Source organism: Nonomuraea sp. NPDC001684 (genome assembly GCF_053596515.1).
The window spans coordinates 1-18,310 of sequence record NZ_JBSFGJ010000176.1; the positions used below are offsets into that span (position 1 = coordinate 1).

Sequence of the window (18,310 nt, forward strand, 5' to 3'; positions counted from 1 at the left end):
GTGGACGCCGCCGTCGAGGACGGCGGCGCGCTGCCGATCGGCATTCTGCCCACGCTGGCCGCCGAGGACTTCACCATCGGCGCGATGAGCGACCAGAACCGCTACCGGGCCATGAGCAGGGGCATCAGGCGGCTGCGGCTGGAGCCGTTCCTCGTCAAGATCGAGGACCTGGAGCTGTCGGTGGAGGACGTGATCCTGGAAAGCGCCAACACCTCCTGGCAGGTGCACATCCGCACGCCGCCCGACCGCTTCGCCCGGCTGTTCAACGCCGCCCAGCTCGCCATCGGGCCGGTGCTGGCCGCGTGCGGCAACTCGCCGTTCTTCTTGGGCAGGCAGTTGTGGGCGGAGACGCGGATCGCGCTGATGGAGGAGGCGGCCGACGACCGCGACGTGGAGCGGCGCGGGCGCAGGGACGGGCGGGTCACGTTCGGCTCGGACTGGGTGCGGGAGGGCGCGCACGAGCTGTTCGAGCGGTACGTCCAGGACTACGAGCCGATCGTGCCCGACCTGTCCGACGACGCCGAGCCGCACGAGGTGCCCGAGCTGCGGCTGCACCAGGGCACGATCTGGCAGTGGAACCGGCCCGTCTACGACCCGGCCGACGGCGGCCACCTGCGGGTCGAGATGCGCGCGCTGCCCGCCGGGCCCTCGTGCGCGGACATGACCGCGAACACGGCGTTCCTGCTGGGGCTGACGTTGTCGCAGGCCGAGCGGGACCTGACCGGCTACCGGTTCGCCGAGGCGTACCAGAACTTCTACCGCGCCGCCCAGGACGGCCTGGAGGCCAAGCTGACCTGGCCGGGGCTGGACGGCGAGTTCGAGGCCGCCGACCTGGTGCTCAGGCTGCTGCCCGAGGCGCGGGCCGCGCTGCTTGCGGCCGGGGTGACCCCGCACGACGCCGACACCGCGCTGGACGTCATCGCCCAGCGCACCCGGCTGCGGCGCACCGGCGCCGTCTGGCAGCGCGAGGCGCTGGCGCGCTTCGGCGGCGACCGGGAACGGCTCGTGCGCCGCTACCGCGAGCTGGCCCTGTCGGGCCTGCCGGTGCACCTGTGGGACTGAACGGGGATTGAACTGGGACTGAACGCCAACAAATGCCGCCGCGCGTCCGTCAAACTACTCCGAGAGACGGACGGAGTGAGGCAGATATGGCGGCGACGGGGATGGTACCGGCCGACAAGGCGCCCTACGCGTTAACGCGGGCCACGGGGACGCTGGCCACGGGGGCGGCGAAGCTGGCCGGGGAGATCGGCGCGACCGGGGTCGAGGCCCTGCTGGCCCACGCCAACAGGACCGCCGTCCACAAGGGCGCGACGGCGGCGCTGGGCTCGATGCGGCCCAGGCCGGCGGACTGGTACGCCTTCGACGCCAAGGACCAGGACACGGTCGACTGGTACCCGCAGGGCGTGACCTGCGGCGAGGAGTCCGGCGCCATCGGCGTGCCGGTGCTGCTGGTGAGCTGGTACTTCAAGCCGGCGGCGGGCGAGCGGGGGATCAGGGTGTCGTTCCTGAGCCCCCGGACGCTGAAGTACCAGCACGCGCTGCTGGTCGAGGCCAGGCCCGACGGCTCGTACGGGCCGATCGACGTGCACGCGGGCGGCCTGGCCTGCCACGGCGACCTGCTCTACGTCGCCGACACCTACAACGGCCTGCGCGTCTTCGACCTGGGCAACCTGCTCGACCTGCGCACCGCCCAGCCCGACCTGGGCGACCCCGCGCGCATCGGGCGCTCCGGCGGCCGGTTCCACGCCTTCGGCTACCGCTACCTGCTCCCGCAGACCGACTGCTGGAAGCTCGCGCGCGGCGGGCCGCACTTCTCGTTCCTGTCGGTCGACCGCAGCGGCGGCACGCCCGCGCTGGTCGCGGGCGAGTACCGGGAGAACGACCCCGGCGGGTGGGTCGCCCGCTGGAACCTGCCGCTGACCGACGGCACGCCCAAGGACGCCTTCGTCATGGGCCACCCCAAGATCCAGGGCGCGGTCTCGTGGGGCGGCAAGTGGTACCTGAGCCAGGCGGCCGACGCCGCCACCAACGGCAGACTGCTCGTCCACAGCGGCGACAAGCTGCTGACCAGGCCGTACCCGATCGGGCCCGAGGACCTGACGGTGCGCGGCGGCAAGGTGTGGAGCGTCACCGAGTTCAGGAACAAGCGCATCGTCTTCGGCGTCGAACTCTGATTCAGGAGGGGGCTCAGCCCTCCATGTGCGCGCGCAGGACCTCGCGGTAGCGGCGGTCGAAGGCGTCGTAGCGGGCCCGAAGGGCGGCTCCCGGCCAGCTCGCGGGCAGCAGCTCGGCGGGCAGCAGCGGGTCGGCCAGCAGGTGGCGCAGCACGGCGGCCGAGACCAGGAAGCCCTCGGCCAGCCCGTCGGCCCGGTCGAGCGCCCGCTCCAGCCGGCCCGCCTCGGCCGCCCAGCCGTCGAGGTCCCACAGCAGCGGGGTGGGGTCGCCGTGCGGGCGGCCGTCGATCAAAGTGCACTGCGCGGTGACGGTCTCGGGCCACTCGCGCACCAGGTTGGCCGGACGCAGCCAGGTGCCCTCGCGCAGCTCGCCCATGCGCAGCGCGGACATCGTGTGCCGGAACGCGGCCCGGTCGGCCGGGGCGCGCCGCTCGGCGGTGACCACCGCCACCTCCCACGTGCCGTCCCACGGCCTGGTGTGCGGGTCGCGGCTCTCGTCCTGCCGGGCCTGGCGCTCGACGAGCCGCTCGGACAGCGTGTAGCGGCCGCCCTGCTGCGTCAGGTCGCCGGCCGCCACCATGCGCGACAGCGCCACCCGGACCGTGCCCTCTGCGATGCCGAACAGCGCGCCGATGCGCACCAGGTGACGGGCGGGCAGCCGGGGCGGGTGGCTGCCGAGCAGCGCGCTCAGCACCGCCGACCGGGCGCTGAGTGAGGTGTTACGGTCTTCCATCGCGTGTTGATTATATGTAACACTCGCGAGTATGGGCCGGTATCTCATCGAACCTTTCGACCACAGCGACCGCTACGCCACCGAGCGCTACCAGGGGGCGGCCGGGCGCAACTGGTGGACCTGCGACCCCACGCTGCGCCTGCTCATGCGGCGCCACCTCGGCGACGGCTTCGCCTGGGCCGAGCCCCACCTCGAACGGCTCGGCGCGCTGATGGGCGGCCTGGTCGCCGAGTGCGCCGAGGAGACCGACCGCAACCCGCCCCGCCTGGAGAAGTACGACAAGTGGGGCAGGGACGTCAGCCGGGTCGTCATGCCGCCGTCCTTCCAGGCCGCGCGCGCGGCGCTCATGGAGGACAACTTCACCTCGCCGTCGTTCGCCGAGGAGGCACGGGCGAACGGGGCGGACCCGTCCGCGCTGGCGGCGGCCTGGACGTACCTGCTCGACCAGGCCGACATCGGGATGGGCTGCGCACTCGGCACCGGCGGGGACATGGTGGTCTCGCTGGCCGAGAAGCACGCGCCGCCGGACGTGCGCGACCGGGTCCGGGAGATCTTCGCCGACGGCTACTACTCCGGCGAGGCCGCTCAGATGTTCACCGAACGCACCGGCGGCTCCGACCTGGCCGCCCTGGAGGCGTGGGCCGAGCCCGACGGGGAGGCGTGGCGGCTGACCGGGTTCAAGTGGTTCGCCTCCAACGCCAACGGCTCGGCGTTCGTGGTGCTCGCCCGCACGCCCGACGGGTCGGTGGCGCCGTTCCTGGCGTTGTGGGAGCGGCGCGACGGCTCGCGCAACGGGGTGCGCATCCGGCGGCTGAAGGACAAGCTGGGCACCCGCTCGGTCGCCTCGGCCGAGGTCGAGTTCACCGACGCCGAGGCGTTCCTGCTGGCCGGCCGGGGCTCCGGCTCCGGGCTCGGCACGATGATGAAGCTCACCAACGCCTCCCGGCTGGGCGTGGCCATGATGGGCGTCGGCGTGGCCAGGCGGGCCCTGGTCGAGTCGGTCTGCTACGCGCGTTCCCGCGAGGCGTTCGGCCGCCCGCTCATCGACCAGCCCCTGATGCGCCGCAAGCTGGCCGAGCTGATCGTCGAGGTCGAGGCCGCCCAGGCGATGGTGTTCGACGGCCTGGTCGGCCCCCGGCTGCGGCTCGGGCCCGCGCTGATCAAGCTGCGCGCCGCCCGGCTCGGCCTGACGGCGGCCAGCGACGCGATCGAGGTGCACGGCGGCAACGGCTACATCGAGCAGTGGCCGGTGGCCAGGCTGCTGCGCGACGCCCAGGTCAACCCGATCTGGGAGGGCGGCGACAACATCCTGTGCCTGGACGTGCGCCGCGCCATGCTCCGCGAGGAGGCCCACGTGCCGTTCCTGGCCCGCCTGCGCGCCCTGGCCACCTCCGACCTGGTGCACGCGCGGATCGACGACCTGTCCAAGGCCGTCGCGGCCTGGCACGGCCTCGACCCGGCGCTCGCCGAGGAACGCCTCTACCCGCTGGCCCAGTTCATGGCCGACGTCTACGCCGCCGCCCTGCTGGAGGACCAGGCCGGCTGGGGCCTCGACGACGGGCGCAAGGCCCTGGTCGCCCGCCTGTACGCCGAGGCGCACCTGGCCGAGCGGGGCCCGCTGCGCGGCATCGACGCCCCGGCCGCCGACCACTTCGACGCGTTGCTGGCCGGGGCCCTCGCCTGAGGGTACGCTCGGCAGGTTTCCCCGAGGCGAAGCCGCACGTACCCCGGAGGAGGGGCGCATGACCGTACGCGTCGAGCGCGAGGGACCCGTCACCACCGTCGTCATCAGCAGGCCGGAGGCGCGCAACGCGGTGGACAGGAAGACCGCCGACGCGCTCACGGACGCGTTCGCCGGCTTCGAGCGCTCCGACGCGGCCGTGGCGGTGTTGTGGGGCGAGGGCGGCACGTTCTGCGCCGGGGCCGACCTCAAGGCGCTGGACAACCACGTCGGCGAGGACGGCGACGGCCCCATGGGGCCCACCAGGATGCGCCTGTCCAAGCCGGTGATCGCGGCCGTCGCCGGGCACGCGGTGGCCGGCGGGCTGGAGCTCGCCCTCTGGTGCGACCTGCGGGTGGCCGAGGAGGACGCGGTGTTCGGCGTCTTCTGCCGCCGCTGGGGCGTGCCGCTGATCGACGGCGGCACGGTGCGGCTGCCCCGGCTCGTCGGCGCCTCCCGTGCCATGGACATGATCCTCACCGGCCGCGCGGTGAGCGCCCCGGAGGCCCGTGACATGGGCCTGGTCAACCGCCTGGTGCCCACCGGCACGGCCCGGCGGCACGCCGAGGAGCTGGCCGCGCGGATCGCCGCGTTCCCGCAGGCGTGCCTGCGCGGCGACCGCATGTCGCTGCTGGAGCAGCACGGCCTGCCCGAGGAGGAGGCCATGCGCAACGAGCTGCGCCACGGCCTGGTCTCGCTGCCGGACGCCGCGGAGGGCGCCGCCAGATTCGCCGCCGGCGCGGGCCGCCACGGCGACCTCGCCTGACACGGCACCGGCGGGCGTCGCCTGGCCGGGCGCGGCCCCTTGGACGGGCCGGCTGGCCGGGCGCGGCCTTTTGGAGGCGTGCCGGCTAGCCGGGTGGCTGGTCGGCGGCGGCGATCGCGCGCTGGTAGCGGCTCGTCAGCGTGCGCAGCGCGGCCACCAGCTCCGGCGAGTCCTCGACCGTGAAGTCCGCGTCGAGCAGGCCCAGGTGGAGGGCGAGCATCTCCGGATGGTCCGAGCCCGGCTCGAACACGCACCGGTCCTCGCCCAGCGGCTGCACGTCCACCGGGATCGGCAGCCGGTCGCGCACGTGCGAGGCGGGCGCGTGCACGATGACCCGCGCCCGGTAGCGCCAGGTCGCCTCGCCGGCCCCGCGGGCCACCCGCGCCGTGATCTCGTGGTCGGGCGGCAGCTCGCGGGGCGTGAAGCGCGGCCCCACCGGAGTCCGCGGTTCGATCCGGTCGACCCGGAAGGTGCGCCAGGCGTCCCGGTCGACGTCCCAGGCCACCAGATACCAGCGCCGCCGGTCGTGCACCAGGCGGTACGGCTCCACCGAGCGCCGGCTGGCCGCCCCGGAATGCGCCCGGTAGTCGAACCGCAGCCGCTCATGGTCGCGGCACGCGCTCGCGATCACGGTCAGCACGTCGGGATCCACCTGCGAGCCGCGCGACGGCATCGGCAGCGCGTACGACTGGAAGGCGCTCACCCGGTGACGCAGCCGCGCGGGCAGCACCTGCTGCAGCTTGGCCAGCGCCCGCATCGAGGTCTCCTCGATCCCGGCGATCGAGCCGCTCGCGGCGGTGCGCAGGCCGATCGCGACCGCCACCGCCTCGTCGTCGTCCAGCAGCAGCGGCGGCAGGGCGCCGTCCGAGCCGAGCCGGTAGCCGCCGGCCACGCCCGGCCGCGCGTCGACCGGGTAGCCGAGCGCGCGCAACCGGCCGACGTCGTTGCGGATCGTGCGGGTGGTGACGCCGAGCCGGGCGGCCAGCTCGGTGCTCGTCCAGTCGCGCCTGGCCTGGAAGAGGGACAGCAGGCGCAGCAGCCGCGCCGAGGTTTCCAGCATTCTTCGATCCTGACGACGATCTAGGAACGATCCTTTCCGCGTATGTTCCTAGTGTTCTCCGCATGAGCGCAAGAGCACTCATGGCCGAGCCGTTCACAAGGAGAAGCGCCGTGCGCGACGACATCCAGCCCTTCCGCGTCGAGATCCCCCAGGCCGACGTCGACCACCTGAACGACCGGCTCGCCCACGCCCGCTGGCCCGGCGAGCTGCCCGGCGTCGGATGGACCCGCGGCGTGCCGCTCGGCCACCTGAAGGAGCTCGCCGGGTACTGGCGCACGCAGTACGACTGGCGCGCCCAGGAGGCCCGGCTCAACCGGTACCCGCAGTTCACGACCGAGATCGACGGCCAGCGCATCCACTTCCTGCACGTCAGGTCCGACCGGCCCGACGCCAGGCCGCTGCTGATCACCCACGGCTACCCGAGCTCCGTCGCCGAGTTCCTGCACCTGATCGAGCCGCTGGTCGCCCCGGACGAGGGCCCGGCCTTCCACGTCGTCGCGCCGTCGCTGCCCGGCTACGCCTTCTCCACGCCGCTGGGCGGGACCGGCTGGTCGATGGGGCGCACCGCACGCGCCTGGGCCGAGCTGATGGGCCGCCTCGGCTACGAGCGGTACGGCGTGCACGGCGGCGACGTCGGCGCGGGCGTGTCCGGCCTGCTCGCCGGCCTCGACGGCGAGCACGTCGTCGGCGTGCACGTGGTGACCGATCCGTTCACCGCCGCGAACGTCGCCACCTTCATGCCGGGGGTCGCCGACCGGCTCGACGCCGACGACCCGGTCGACAAGCTGATCCTGAGCCGGATGGACGCCTTCCAGCAGGACGGCTCCGGCTACCTGGCCATCCAGAACACCAGGCCGCAGACCATCGGTTACGGCCTGGCCGACTCGCCGCTGCTGCAGCTCGCCTGGATCGCCGAGAAGGTCCACGAATGGACCGATCTGCCGGTCGACCGCGACCAGCTGCTCACCACGGTCAGCCTGTACTGGTTCACCGGCTCCGGCGCCTCCGCCGCGCACACCCTCTACGAGCAGGCCCACTCCGCCGACTGGGGCGCGCCGCCCGCCGTGCCGCAGGGGTTCGCGGTCTTCGGCGCCGACGAGACCGTGCGCCGGCTGGTGCCCGCGCCGGCCGGCGCGCACTGGAGCGAGTTCGAGCGCGGCAGGCACTTCCCCGCGATGGAGGCCCCCGCCCTGCTGGCGGCCGACCTGCGGGCCTTCTTCGGGCCGCTGCGGTGAGCGACGTGCTGAGCCGGCGTCGTCTCAACCGGGCCACGCTGGCCCGCCAGTACCTGCTGGAACGCGCGCCGGGCCGGGCGGTCGACACGATCGAGCACCTGGGGGGCATGCAGTCCCAGGCGCCGCTGGCCCCGTACGTGGGGTTGTGGACCCGGCTGCGGGGCTTCGCGCCGGATGAGCTGTCGGCGCTGACCGAGCAGCGCCAGGTTGTGCGGCTGCACCTGATGCGCAACACCGTGCACCTCGTCAGCGCGCGCGACTGCCTGGGCTGGCGCGCGCTGTTCCGTCCGCTGCACGCCGCCGGCTTCCGCGCGCACTTGCGCGCGCACTTCCGCGATCCCCGGGCGACGTGCGACCTGGTCCTCGAAGAGCCGTAGGCCGGTCAGCCCAGCACCGGGAAGTTGGACCTGATGACGCTCAGCGGGTCGCGGGCGCGCTTGAGGTCGCGCAGCCGGGCCAGCGTCTCGGGCGAGAACGCCGCCGCCGCCTGCTCCCCGCCGTGCAGCATCGTGAACGGACGCCGCCCGGTGCTGAACGGCACCAGCGACTTGCCGAGCCGCTCCATCCGCTCGGCCACCTCCGGCGACGGCAGGCCCAGCGCGTGCACGAGGTACGGCTCCGCCAGCCGCTCCACCGCGCCCCCGCCCTCGACCGGCCTGGCCACGGCCCCGCCCAGGTGCCGGACCTGCACCGCCAGCAGCGGCTCGATCGGCTCGCCGGCCAGCACGCCGGCGACCTCGTCGTCCAGCCTGGTCAGCAGCTCGGTGTGGCCCACGCCCGGGCTCGGGTCGACCGGCTCGTCGCAGATCGAGGCCAGCTCGGCCACCGGCAGCCGCCGCCTGGTGTCGGCGATCGCCCCGCCCACCGCCTCGAACGGCCGCAGCAGCGCCCCGGGGTCGGCCCCGAGGTAGGTGCAGTCGACCATGACGAAGCCGGGGGCGCCGGGCGGCGTCAGGAGCTGGAACCACACCGACAGCTCCTCCGGCGCGCCGGCGGTGACCTCGCGGAAGGCCGCCATGACCTGCTCGGCGCGGTCGGCCGGCCAGATGATCCGGCCGCCGTACAGCACGGGCGCGGGGTGCAGGTCGAACTCCAGCGCCGTCACGATCGCGAAGTCGCCGCCGCCGCCGCGCAGGGCCCAGAACAGCTCGGGGTCGCGCTCGGCGGTCACCCTGACCCGGCCGCCGTCGGCGTCCACGGCCTCGACGGCGCGCACGCTGTCGGCGGCGAAGCCGTACTTGCGGCTGAACCAGCTCAGGCCGCCGCCCAGGGTGTATCCGGTCACGCTCACCACCGGCGAGCTGCCCGCCAGGCCGGTCAGCCCGAGCGGGCTCGCGGCCGCCAGCACCTCGCCCCACTTCACGCCCGCGCCGACGCGCGCCACGCCGTCGCGGATCTCCACCCCGCCCAGCCGGCCGGTGCGCAGCAGGATCGTCCCCTCGGTGTCGCCCGACGCGCCGTGGCCGCTCGGCTGCGCCGTGACCGCCAGGCCGTGCAGGCGGGCGTAGCCGATCACGGCGGCCACGTCGTCGGCGTCGGCCGCCTCGACCACCGCGCGCACCGGCTGGTCAACTGCCACGTTCCAAGGACGTCGCGCCTGGTCGAAGCCGTCGTCGCCGGGGAGCAGCACCGGGCCGGCCGTCATGTTCCTCAGTTCGTTCATGTGATCAATGATGCGTCGTCCCACTTGCGTGGGAATTGGGGTTGACTTGAGGTCTGTGGAGTTCAGACTTTTCGGGCCGCTTGAGGTGGACGACGCCGACGGCGTCCGGCTCGACCTCGGCACCCGCAAGCAGCGCGCGGTGCTGGCCATGCTGGCGCTGGAACCGGGCCGCATCGTGCCGCTCGACCGGCTGATCGACGAGCTGTGGGCGGGGGAGGCCCCGGCCAGGGCCACCGCCACGCTCCAGGCGTACGTGTCGCACCTGCGGCGGGTGCTCGAACCCGGACGCAGGCCGCGCACGCCGCCCCGGGTGCTGCTCACCCGCGAGCCCGGCTACCTGCTGGACATCGCGCCCGGCCAGACGGACGTCGCCCGCTTCGCCTCCTGGACGGCCGACGGCGCCCGGCTGGTGCGGCGGGGACGGCACGGCGAGGCGGCGCGGGTGCTCGACCGGGCGCTCGGCCTGTGGCGCGGCGAGCCGCTGGCCGAGTTCCCCGGGCTCGCGCCCGAGGTGCCGGCCCGGCTGGAGCGGCTGCGGCTGGCGGCCGAGGAGGACCGGCTGGAGGCGCGGCTGGAGCTGGGCGAGGCCACCGTGCCCGACCTGGAGGCGCTGGCCGAGGCGTACCCGTACCGGGAGCGGGCGTGGCGGCTGCTGGTGCTCGGGCTCTACCGGGCGGGCCGGCAGGCCGACGCGCTGGCCGCCCTGCGCCGGGTGCGCGGCCTGCTGGCCGGACGGCTGGGCATCGAGCCGGGCCCGGAGCTCAGACGCCTGGAACAGGCCGTCTTCGACCAGTCCCCGGCCCTGGACGTCCCCGGCGCGACGATCGGCCGCCCGGCGGCGGACCGGGGGGCGGAGGCCGCTCCGGAGCCGCCGCCCATGGCGGGCCGGGGCGCGGGGGAGCGGCTGGTGGGACGGGAGGCGGAGCTGCGGACCCTGGAGGAGCTGCTGGGCGCGGCGCGGGCCGGGCGCGGCGGGCTGGCGCTGGTCACCGGCGAGCCCGGCATCGGCAAGACCAGCCTGGCCAGGGCCGCCGCCGACCTGGCCGCCGCCCGTGGATTCCGGGTGGAGTGGGGCAGGTGCCTGGACGACGCCAGGGCCCCGGCGTTCTGGCCGTGGACGCGGGCGGGCATGATCCCGCCGTCGCCGCACGCCGAGCTGTTCGACCTCTACGACGCCGTGCTCGACTCGCTGCGCGGCGGCCCGCTGCTGCTGGTGCTGGAGGACCTGCACTGGGCCGACGCCTCCTCGCTGAAGCTGCTCGGCCACGTCGCCGGCGAGCTGGCGGGCACGTCCGCCCTGGTGCTGGCCACGCTCAGGCCCGAGCCGGACGGTCACCCGGCCCAGCTCCGCGAGACCCTGGCCGCCCTGTCCAGGGAGGGCCGCAGGCTGCCGCTCGCGCCGTTCGACGCCGACGGGGTGCGCGACTTCCTGCGCCTGCGCGAGGTGAGCGCCGACCCGGAAGAGCTGCTCGACCGCTCCGGCGGCAACCCGTTCTACCTCACCGAGCTGCTGCGGCTGCCCGAACGCGAACGCCATCTCGTCCCGCCCGGCGCACGCGACGTGATCGACCGCAGGCTGGCCAGGCTGCCCGGGAGGACGCTGGACCTGCTCAGGGCCGCCGCCGTCGCGGGCCGCGAGGTCGAGGTGGACCTGCTGGCCGCGCTCGTGGAGCGGCCGGTCGAGGACGTCATGACCGGCCTGGAGCCGGCCCTGGCCGCCGGGCTGCTGACCGAGGCCGCCGATTACCGCTTCTCGCACGCCCTCGTCCGCCAGGCCCTGGACGCCGGCCTGACCACGCTCGCCCGCGCCCGGCTGCACCTGCGCGCCGGCCTGCACCTGGAGAGCGTGCCCGGCGCCGACCCGGCGCTGCTGGCCGGCCACTTCGCCGCGGCGGCCAGGCTGGGCGGCGCGCCCAAGGCCGTCACGCACGCCTGCGAGGCCGCCGCCCAGGCCGCCGCCCGGCACGGCTACCAGGAGGCCGTCGAGCTGTGGGAGCTGGCGCTCGCCCACCTCCCGCCCGGCGACTCGCCGCGGCGCTGCCGGCTGCTCACCGAGCTGGGCCGGGCCCGCCGCAGCCTGGGCGACGCCGCCGGCGCCCACCGCGACCTGGACGAGGCCGTCGCGCAGGCCCAGCGGCTCGGCGACCGGGACGCGCTGGTGGCCGCCGTCTCGGTGTTCGGCGGGCTGTCGGTGTGGAACTGGCGGCCGTACGGCGTCGTGGACGAGACGATGGTCGCGGTGCTGGAGGACCTGCTCGCCGGCGGCCAGGACCCGGCGTCCAGGGCGGCGCTGCTCGGCACGCTCGGCATCGAGCTGCACTACGGCCCGCGCCGCGCGGAGGGCGAGCGGCTGGCGCTGGAGGCCGTCGAGCTGGCCCGCGGCCTGGACGACCCGATGCTGCTGGCCAAGGCGCTGAACAACTACCTGATCGCCGGGTTCGTCCCGGGCCGCAACGACGCGCGGCGCAGGGCGGCCGAGGAGATGCTGGCCGTGCCCGGCCTGCCCAGGGAGGCCCGGCTGGTCGGGCGCGTCCTGCGCATGTCGTGCCTGCTGCGCGCGGGCGACCTGGCCGAGTGGGCCAGGGACCTGGACCGCTGCGAGCAGCTCCTGCACGAGGTCGCCCGGCCCGAGCTGGAGGCCATGGTCCGCGTCTCCCAGACCGCCGCGCACACCCTGCACGCCCGCTGGGACGAGGCCGAGGCCCTGCTCGCCCGCTTCCCAGGGCTCGCGTTCGGCGGCAGCCTGTGGGGGATCGAGGCGCGCCGCCTGGGCACCCTCTACACCTGCCGGCGCGGCCAGGGCCGGGGCGCGGAGCTGCTGGCGGAGCTGGTGGCGGCGGGGGAGCGGCCGCTGATGAGCCCGGTGCGCCCGCTGGCCGTGCTCGCCGCGCTGGAGGCCGGGCGGACGGAGCTGGCCCGGGAGCTGGTCGGCCGGTGGGGGGTGGAGCTGCGCGAGGACTGGGCCGCCGACTTCCTGCACCCCGTCTGGGGGCTGGTGGCCGCCCGCCTCGGCACGCCCGACCCCGCCGAGCTGTACGAACGGCTGCTGCCCAGCGCCGGCCAGCTCATCGTCATGGGCATGGGCAGCGCCGCCTGGGGCTCGGTGCACGACGTGCTGGCCGAGCTGGCCCGGCGGCTCGGCCGCGGACGGGAGGCGCGCGAGCACAACGAGGCCGCCGTCGAGCTGCACCGGCGGCTCGGGCTGACCTACTGGGAGGCGCGCAGCCGGGGGTGGCGTCCCGGCTGACTGTCGGACCCGCCGCGTATCGTGATCTCATGCCTGACATCGAGGTCGCGGGCCGTTCCGTCCGCGTCACCAGCCCCGACAAGGTGGTCTTCCCGCAGTCCGGCCACACCAAGCTCGACCTGATCCGGTTCTACCAGGCGGTCGGCGAGGCGGCGCTGCGCGGCGTGCACGGGCGGCCGATGGTGCTCAAGCGGTTCGTCCACGGCATCGAGCAGGAGGCGTTCTTCCAGAAGCGCGCGCCGGCCAAGCGGCCCGACTGGATCGAGGTGGCCGAGCTGCGCTACCGGTCCGGGCTGAGCGCCGAAGAGGTGGTCTGCACCGATCTGGCGCAGTTGCTCTGGGTGGTCAACCTCGGCTGCGTCGACCTCAACCCCCATCCGGTCCGCGCCGACGACCTGGCCAGGCCCGACGAGCTGCGCATCGACCTCGACCCCGTCCCGGGCGTCGGGTGGGCCGACGTGCTGGCGACCGCGCAGGTGGCGCGCGAGGTGCTGGCCGACCACGGGCTGGTCGCCTGGCCCAAGACGTCCGGGTCGCGGGGCTTCCATGTCTATGCCCGGATCGACCGGCGGTGGTCGTTCGCCCAGGTGCGCAAGGCGGCCGAGACCGTGGCGCGCGAGGTCGAGCGGCGGGCCCCCGACCTGGCGACCAGCCGGTGGTGGAAGGAGGAGCGCCACGGCGTGTTCGTCGACTTCAACCAGAACGCCTACGACCGCACGGTGGCCTCGGCGTACTCGGTGCGGGCGGTGCCCGACGCCCGCGTGTCCACCCCGCTGAGCTGGGAGGAGGTGCCCGGCTGCCGGCCCGAGGAGTTCACCGTCGACAGCGTGCCGAAGCGGCTGGCCGAGCTCGGCGACCCGTGGGAGGACATGGACCTGCACGCCGGCTCGCTCGACGGCCTGCTGGAGCTGGCCGAGGAGCTCGGGCCCGCGCCCAAGCCGCCCAAGGGCAGCGGGCGCAGGCAGCAGACCATGCCGGTCATCGAGATCGCCAGGGCCCAGCACAAGGAGGAGGCCCTGGCCGGGCTCGACCGCTGGAAGGCCCGCCACCCCGCGGTCGCGGCCCTGCTGGAGCCCGCCGACGTGCTGGTCGACGGCATGCGCGGGCGCAGCAGCGTGTGGTATCGGATCCGGGTCAACCTCCAGCACGTGCCGGAGGGCGAGCGGCCGGCGCAGGAGCCGCTGGAGGTCGACTACGACCCCTGGCAGGGCGCCGGCGGCCCCTGACCGGTCCGGTGGGGCGGGTCAGCGGCCGGAGACGAGGTTGCCGAGGCGGGCGTACAGCGAGGTGCCGGTGCCGCGGTCGTTCTCGTGGCGGTCGGCGGCCCGGAACAGCGTGTAGATGAGCTGCACGCCCGCCCACCGCAGCGGCTCCGGCTCCCACTGCCGCACCTGCCGGCCCACCCACGGCAGCGCCGTCAGCTCGGTGTCCCGCCGCAGCACCAGGTCGCGCAGCGTGCGCCCGGCCAGGTTCGTGGTGGTGACGCCGCTGCCGACGTATCCGCCGGCCCAGCCCAGCCCGCTCGCGTGGTCGAGGTGCACGGTCGAGCACCAGTCGCGCGGCACGCCGAGCACGCCGCACCACGAGTGCTGCACCCGCGCGTCGGCCGCCGCCGGGAAGAGCTTCACCAGCATCCGCCACAGCAGCGCCACCGTCCGCGCCTGGGTGGCCCCCCGGCGGTCGGTACGCGACCCGAACCGGTACGGCACCCCACGCCCGCCGATCGCGATCCGGTCGTCGGCCGTGCGCTGGGCGTAGACGTAGGCGTGGGCCTGGTCGCCGAGCAGCTCGTGCCCGGCCCAGCCGATGTGCTTCCACACCTCGGCGGGCAGCGGCTCGGTGACGATCATCGAGCTGTTCATCGGCAGCCACTGCCGGTGCTGCCCGGCCAGTGACGCGGTGAAGCCCTCGGTGGCGCGGATGACGTAGTCGGCCGAGACGACGCCGAGCGGCGTGTGCGCGGTCGCCTTGCCGCCGCCCACGCGCGGCCGGATCTCGGTCACCGTCGTGCCCTCGAAGACGTCCACGCCCAGCGCGGCCACGGCCGAGGCCAGGCCGACGGCGAGCTTGGCCGGCTGCACGCGGGCGCAGTGCGGCGAGTACGCGGCCTCCAGCGTGCCCGCCACCTGGAGGCGTTCGCGCTGCTCGTCGCGGTCCATCAGCCGCATGTCGTCCTCGCCGTAGCCCCAGGAGCGCAGGTCGGCGACCTCCTCGCGGAGCCGCCGCCGCTGGGCCGGGTTGGTCGCCACGTGCACCAGACCGCCCTTGTGCACGTCGGCGTCGATGCCCTCGGCGCGGGTGACGTCGATGACCTCGTCCACCGCGCGGAACATGGCGTGCTGAAGGTCGATCATGGCCTGCCGGCCGCGGGCCTGGGCGTGCCGCTCGCGGGAGCCGGCGAACTCGGCCGACAGCCAGCCGCCGTTGCGCCCGGAGGCGCCGAACCCGGCGAACTCCTTCTCCAGGATCGCGATCCGCAGGTCGGGCTGGGCCTTCTTCAGGTAGTACGCCGTCCACAGGCCGGTGTAGCCGCCGCCGACGATCGCCACGTCGTACTCGCGGGAGCCGGGCAGCGAGGGCCGCCTGGCGGGCAGGCCGATCTGCCGGTACCAGAACGAGACGCCCCCGTTGGCGTAGTCGTCGGTGAGCGGGATGCCTGTCATGACTGTTCTGCCTCCACGGCTGCTACGTGCCCCTCCGCTGATTCCCCATCCGCTCTGTCCCCGGCGGACGGGGTGGGCGGGCTGATCACCCAGAGCACCTCGGCGGTCTCGTCGCCGTCGTTGACCACCCGGTGCGGGACCGATGTGCGGTACTCCACGCTGTCGCCGGGCCCCAGCGGGTGCGCGGCGGCGGACCCGGCCGGGCCCAGCCAGAGCGTGAGGCTGCCGCGCAGCACGAGGAAGATCTCCTGCGAGTCGCCGTGCGTGTACGGCTCGTCGCCGGTGGAGGCGCCGGGGTCGAACTCGCCGGCGTACATCTCCACAGTGCGCAGCGGGCGCTGGGAGATCAGGAACTTGCGGGTGCCCGGCGCGGTGGCCAGCTCGGGACGCTCGGCGCGGCGCACCACGCGGTGGGCGGGCTCGTCGTCCTCGTTGAACAGGTCGGCCACGGTGATGCCGAGCGCGGAGGCGATCCTGCGCAGCATGCCGATGCTCGCGCTGGTCTGCCCGCGTTCGAGCTGGCTGATGAAGCTGGGGCTCGCCTTGGCCTCGCCGGCCAGGGCGCGCACGGTCATGCCGCGCATGCCTCGGTAGACCCGGATGCGGGTGCCCAGGTCCGTCATCGAACCTCTCGATCGGTCAGGCTGAACAAGTTGTTCAGTGACGGTACCGACGGCGGAGAAAGCCCAGCAAGAGGGGGGTGCCTAACGAATCGGTAACCGGTCCCAGCCGCGGGACGGCGCGGATCGGCCGCGGATCGGCCGCGGGTCAGCCGCGCGTCGGCCGCTGGTAGCCCTCGTCGCCGCCGTAGACGCGCACCGACGGGTCCCGCTCGGGCTGCGTGGCCGGGCTGGTCGGCGAGGCGGTGTGCTCCTCGGCGAAGTCGTCCGAGGGCACGGGCGGCGGCGGGAACAGGTAGTCGTGCCAGGTGATCCGGCCCTTGGGGTCGGCCTCGGTGGTGAACGCGCCCGCGCGCTGCGCGGCGGCCAGCCTGCCCGGGATGCGCACCGGCAGGCACAGGCGGCGCAGGCGGCGGGCGTCCAGCCAGGTCCTGGTCAGCTCCTCGGTGCCGAGGACCTGCGGGCCGCCGTACTCGAGGACGGCGCAGGCCGGGCCGCCGGCCAGCAGCGCGGCCAGACGGCCGGCGACGTCGTCCACGTGCACCGGCTGCCACAGCAGCGAGCGGTCCATGGGCAGCACGGGCAGCGCCGCCAGGTCGCGCAGCAGCCGGTCCACCGACTGGTGGAACGGGGTGGCGCGAACGACCGTCCAGGCCATGCCGCTCTCCCTGACCAGCCGTTCGGCCTCCAGCTTGTGGCGGTGGCCGGGCGCGCGGTCCGCGCCGGCGATCGAGGGCAGCAGCACGTGCGCGGCCCCGGCCGCGCGGGCCGCCGCGGTCAGCGTGCGGGTGCCGGCCAGGTCCACCTGGGCGCGGCCCTGCCGGCCGCCGGTGGCCAGGTGCGCGACGGCCTCGACCTGCCGGACGGCCTCGGCGACGCCCTTGCCCGAGGCCAGATCGCCCCACACCCACTCCACGCCCCCGCGATCCTCGTGCCGGGTACGGCTGAGCGCCCGTACCCGATGTCCCGCCTTGAGCAGGACGGGCACGAGGGCCCTGCCGAGGGTGCCGGTGGCTCCTGTGACCAGAATGCGCATGCCGGGTCCATACCCGCGAATCCCCAGAGATGACAATGATTTTCGTGACGAGGTCTGTGGACGGCGGTGCGGGGTAGAGCCGCCAATATGGCTCGTATCGCATCCGAATCCCTGATCGAACGGCTCGCCGAGTGGGGCGTGGACACCGTCTTCGGCCTGCCGGGCGACGGCATCAACGGCATCATGGAGGGGCTGCGCCGTCATCGTGATCGGGTGCGGTTCGTGCTGGTGCACCACGAGGAGGCCGCCGCCTTCATGGCCACCGGCTACGCCAAGGCCACGGGACGGATCGGCGTCTGCCTGGCCACCTCCGGCCCCGGCGGCATCCACCTGCTCAACGGCCTCTACGACGCCAAGCTCGACCACGTCCCCGTGCTGGCCATCACCGGCATGCAGGAGACCGCCGTGCTCGGCACCGGCTACCAGCAGGAGGTCCACCTCGACAAGCTGTTCGCCGACGTGGCCGAGTACAACATGATGATCACCAACCCGGCCCAGCTGCCCTCGCTGGTGGACCTGGCCGTCCGGACGGCCTACGCGCGGCGCGGCGTCGCCCATCTCACGCTGCCCAACGACATCCAGGTGGCCGACGCGGGGGAGGACCCGTACCGGACGGTCGCGCCGGTGCGCGCGCCGGAGACCGCGCCGATCTACCTGCGGCCCCCGGGGCTGCCGCGCCGGGAGGACCTGGCGCGCGCCGCCGAGGTGCTCAACGCCGCCGAACGGCCCGCCATCCTGGCCGGGCAGGGCGCGCTGCACGCCCGGCAGGAGGTGCTGGCCGTGGCCGAGGCGCTGGGCGCGCCGGTGGTCAAGACGCTGCCCGGCAAGGCGGTCGTCCCGGACGACTCGCCGTACACGACGGGCGGGATCGGGCTGCTCGGCACCAAGCCGAGCGAGGAGCTGATGGACGAGGCCGACGTCCTGTTCATGATCGGCACGAACTTCCCCTACTCGAAGTTCCTCCCCGAGCCGGGCAAGGCGCGGGTGGTGCAGTTCGAGGCCGAGCCCACCAGGGCCGGGGCGCGGGTGCCGACCGACGTGCCCGTGGTGTGCGACGCCAAGGAGGGCCTGCGCGAGCTGCTGCCGCTGCTCACCCGGCGCGGCGGCGACGGACACCTGGCCAAGTACCAGAAGCTCATGGCCAAGTGGCGCTCCGACATGGACAGCCTGGAGAACCCCGACAGGGACCCGATCGCCCCCCAGTACGCCATGTCCGTCCTGGACGACCTGGCCGCCGACGACGCCATCCTGACCTGCGACAGCGGCACCATCGCCACCTGGGCCGCCCGCCACTGGACCATCCGCGGCGGGCGCGAGTTCTACCTGTCGGGCACGCTGGCCACGATGGCGCCCGGCCTGCCGTACGCCATCGCCATGCAGCACGCCTTCC

At 74.6% G+C, this 18,310-nt stretch carries 15 protein-coding genes; 9 read left to right on the forward strand and 6 right to left on the reverse strand.

All coding sequences use genetic code 11. From position 1 onward, the window contains the following. Nucleotides 1-1,062: glutamate--cysteine ligase (locus ACWCSD_RS27325; RefSeq protein ID WP_449918971.1), on the forward strand; the 1,062-nt coding region annotated here is incomplete at its 5' end. Between the two features lie 86 nt (nt 1,063-1,148). Then, nucleotides 1,149-2,177: a hypothetical protein gene (locus ACWCSD_RS27330; protein ID WP_449918973.1), complete on the forward strand. Its 1,029-nt coding sequence runs from the start codon at nt 1,149-1,151 to the stop codon at nt 2,175-2,177. 13 nt (nt 2,178-2,190) lie between these two features. On the opposite strand, the gene ACWCSD_RS27335 is transcribed toward ACWCSD_RS27330, so the two are convergent. Further along, nucleotides 2,191-2,910, reverse strand: a complete 720-nt coding sequence (locus tag ACWCSD_RS27335; RefSeq protein WP_352356883.1) for a PaaX family transcriptional regulator C-terminal domain-containing protein — start codon at nt 2,908-2,910, stop codon at nt 2,191-2,193. 31 nt (nt 2,911-2,941) lie between these two features. On the opposite strand from ACWCSD_RS27335, the gene ACWCSD_RS27340 reads away from it, so the two are divergent. Both ACWCSD_RS27340 and ACWCSD_RS27345 read left to right on the forward strand, forming a co-directional pair. Beyond that, on the forward strand, nt 2,942-4,594 hold the full coding sequence (locus ACWCSD_RS27340) for an acyl-CoA dehydrogenase family protein (protein ID WP_358285342.1): 1,653 nt from the start codon (nt 2,942-2,944) through the stop codon (nt 4,592-4,594). 58 nt (nt 4,595-4,652) lie between these two features. After that, nucleotides 4,653-5,396, forward strand: coding sequence for a crotonase/enoyl-CoA hydratase family protein (locus tag ACWCSD_RS27345; protein WP_397163923.1), 744 nt, complete (start codon nt 4,653-4,655; stop codon nt 5,394-5,396). 85 nt (nt 5,397-5,481) lie between these two features. On the opposite strand, the gene ACWCSD_RS27350 is transcribed toward ACWCSD_RS27345, so the two are convergent. After that, on the reverse strand, nt 5,482-6,456 hold the full coding sequence (locus ACWCSD_RS27350; protein ID WP_449918976.1) for a helix-turn-helix transcriptional regulator: 975 nt from the start codon (nt 6,454-6,456) through the stop codon (nt 5,482-5,484). Between the two features lie 62 nt (nt 6,457-6,518). Between ACWCSD_RS27350 and ACWCSD_RS27355 the strand changes: the two genes are divergently transcribed. Both ACWCSD_RS27355 and ACWCSD_RS27360 read left to right on the forward strand, forming a co-directional pair. Continuing rightward, nucleotides 6,519-7,691: an epoxide hydrolase family protein gene (locus ACWCSD_RS27355; RefSeq protein WP_449918979.1), complete on the forward strand. Its 1,173-nt coding sequence runs from the start codon at nt 6,519-6,521 to the stop codon at nt 7,689-7,691. Further along, the gene (locus tag ACWCSD_RS27360) at nt 7,688-8,068 is read left to right on the forward strand and encodes a DNA glycosylase AlkZ-like family protein (RefSeq protein ID WP_449918981.1); all 381 of its coding nucleotides are present in this window, start codon (nt 7,688-7,690) and stop codon (nt 8,066-8,068) included. The genes ACWCSD_RS27355 and ACWCSD_RS27360 overlap by 4 nt, the downstream gene beginning before the upstream one ends. 5 nt (nt 8,069-8,073) lie before the next feature. Here ACWCSD_RS27360 and ACWCSD_RS27365 read toward each other — a convergent pair whose 3' ends face one another. Then, the gene (locus ACWCSD_RS27365; protein ID WP_449918984.1) at nt 8,074-9,354 is read right to left on the reverse strand and encodes an FAD-binding oxidoreductase; all 1,281 of its coding nucleotides are present in this window, start codon (nt 9,352-9,354) and stop codon (nt 8,074-8,076) included. A 55-nt stretch (nt 9,355-9,409) separates the two neighbouring features. On the opposite strand from ACWCSD_RS27365, the gene ACWCSD_RS27370 reads away from it, so the two are divergent. Then, a complete protein-coding gene (locus ACWCSD_RS27370; RefSeq protein WP_449918987.1) occupies nt 9,410-12,601 on the forward strand; it encodes a BTAD domain-containing putative transcriptional regulator in 3,192 nt (1,063 codons plus the stop codon). 29 nt (nt 12,602-12,630) lie between these two features. Next, on the forward strand, nt 12,631-13,827 hold the full coding sequence (gene ligD, locus ACWCSD_RS27375; protein WP_397163930.1) for a non-homologous end-joining DNA ligase: 1,197 nt from the start codon (nt 12,631-12,633) through the stop codon (nt 13,825-13,827). An 18-nt stretch (nt 13,828-13,845) separates the two neighbouring features. Here the strand turns inward: ligD and ACWCSD_RS27380 are convergent, their stop codons facing one another. From ACWCSD_RS27380 to ACWCSD_RS27390, 3 genes are all read right to left on the reverse strand, one after another. Continuing rightward, the gene (locus tag ACWCSD_RS27380) at nt 13,846-15,264 is read right to left on the reverse strand and encodes an NAD(P)/FAD-dependent oxidoreductase (RefSeq protein WP_449918990.1); all 1,419 of its coding nucleotides are present in this window, start codon (nt 15,262-15,264) and stop codon (nt 13,846-13,848) included. Continuing rightward, nucleotides 15,261-15,887, reverse strand: coding sequence for a helix-turn-helix domain-containing protein (locus tag ACWCSD_RS27385; protein WP_352356863.1), 627 nt, complete (start codon nt 15,885-15,887; stop codon nt 15,261-15,263). Before ACWCSD_RS27385 ends, ACWCSD_RS27380 begins: the two co-directional genes overlap by 4 nt. A 145-nt stretch (nt 15,888-16,032) precedes the next feature. After that, nucleotides 16,033-16,920 (reverse strand): SDR family oxidoreductase, encoded by an 888-nt coding sequence (locus ACWCSD_RS27390; RefSeq protein WP_449918995.1) that lies wholly within the window; start codon nt 16,918-16,920, stop codon nt 16,033-16,035. 87 nt (nt 16,921-17,007) lie between these two features. Between ACWCSD_RS27390 and ACWCSD_RS27395 the strand changes: the two genes are divergently transcribed. Further along, on the forward strand, nt 17,008-18,310 hold a 1,303-nt coding region (locus ACWCSD_RS27395), incomplete at its 3' end, for a thiamine pyrophosphate-binding protein (protein ID WP_449918997.1).

What these genes read in the sequence shown, in the direction of transcription:
- ACWCSD_RS27330 (WP_449918973.1), top strand. Translation starts at nt 1,149, where the DNA reads ATGGCGGCGACGGGGATGGTACCGGCCGACAAGGCGCCCTACGCGTTA.
- ACWCSD_RS27335 (WP_352356883.1), bottom strand. Translation starts at nt 2,910, where the DNA reads ATGGAAGACCGTAACACCTCACTCAGCGCCCGGTCGGCGGTGCTGAGC.
- ACWCSD_RS27340 (WP_358285342.1), top strand. Translation starts at nt 2,942, where the DNA reads ATGGGCCGGTATCTCATCGAACCTTTCGACCACAGCGACCGCTACGCC.
- ACWCSD_RS27345 (WP_397163923.1), top strand. Translation starts at nt 4,653, where the DNA reads ATGACCGTACGCGTCGAGCGCGAGGGACCCGTCACCACCGTCGTCATC.
- ACWCSD_RS27350 (WP_449918976.1), bottom strand. Translation starts at nt 6,456, where the DNA reads ATGCTGGAAACCTCGGCGCGGCTGCTGCGCCTGCTGTCCCTCTTCCAG.
- ACWCSD_RS27355 (WP_449918979.1), top strand. Translation starts at nt 6,519, where the DNA reads ATGAGCGCAAGAGCACTCATGGCCGAGCCGTTCACAAGGAGAAGCGCC.
- ACWCSD_RS27365 (WP_449918984.1), bottom strand. Translation starts at nt 9,354, where the DNA reads ATGAACGAACTGAGGAACATGACGGCCGGCCCGGTGCTGCTCCCCGGC.
- ligD (WP_397163930.1), top strand. Translation starts at nt 12,631, where the DNA reads ATGCCTGACATCGAGGTCGCGGGCCGTTCCGTCCGCGTCACCAGCCCC.
- ACWCSD_RS27380 (WP_449918990.1), bottom strand. Translation starts at nt 15,264, where the DNA reads ATGACAGGCATCCCGCTCACCGACGACTACGCCAACGGGGGCGTCTCG.
- ACWCSD_RS27385 (WP_352356863.1), bottom strand. Translation starts at nt 15,887, where the DNA reads ATGACGGACCTGGGCACCCGCATCCGGGTCTACCGAGGCATGCGCGGC.
- ACWCSD_RS27390 (WP_449918995.1), bottom strand. Translation starts at nt 16,920, where the DNA reads ATGCGCATTCTGGTCACAGGAGCCACCGGCACCCTCGGCAGGGCCCTC.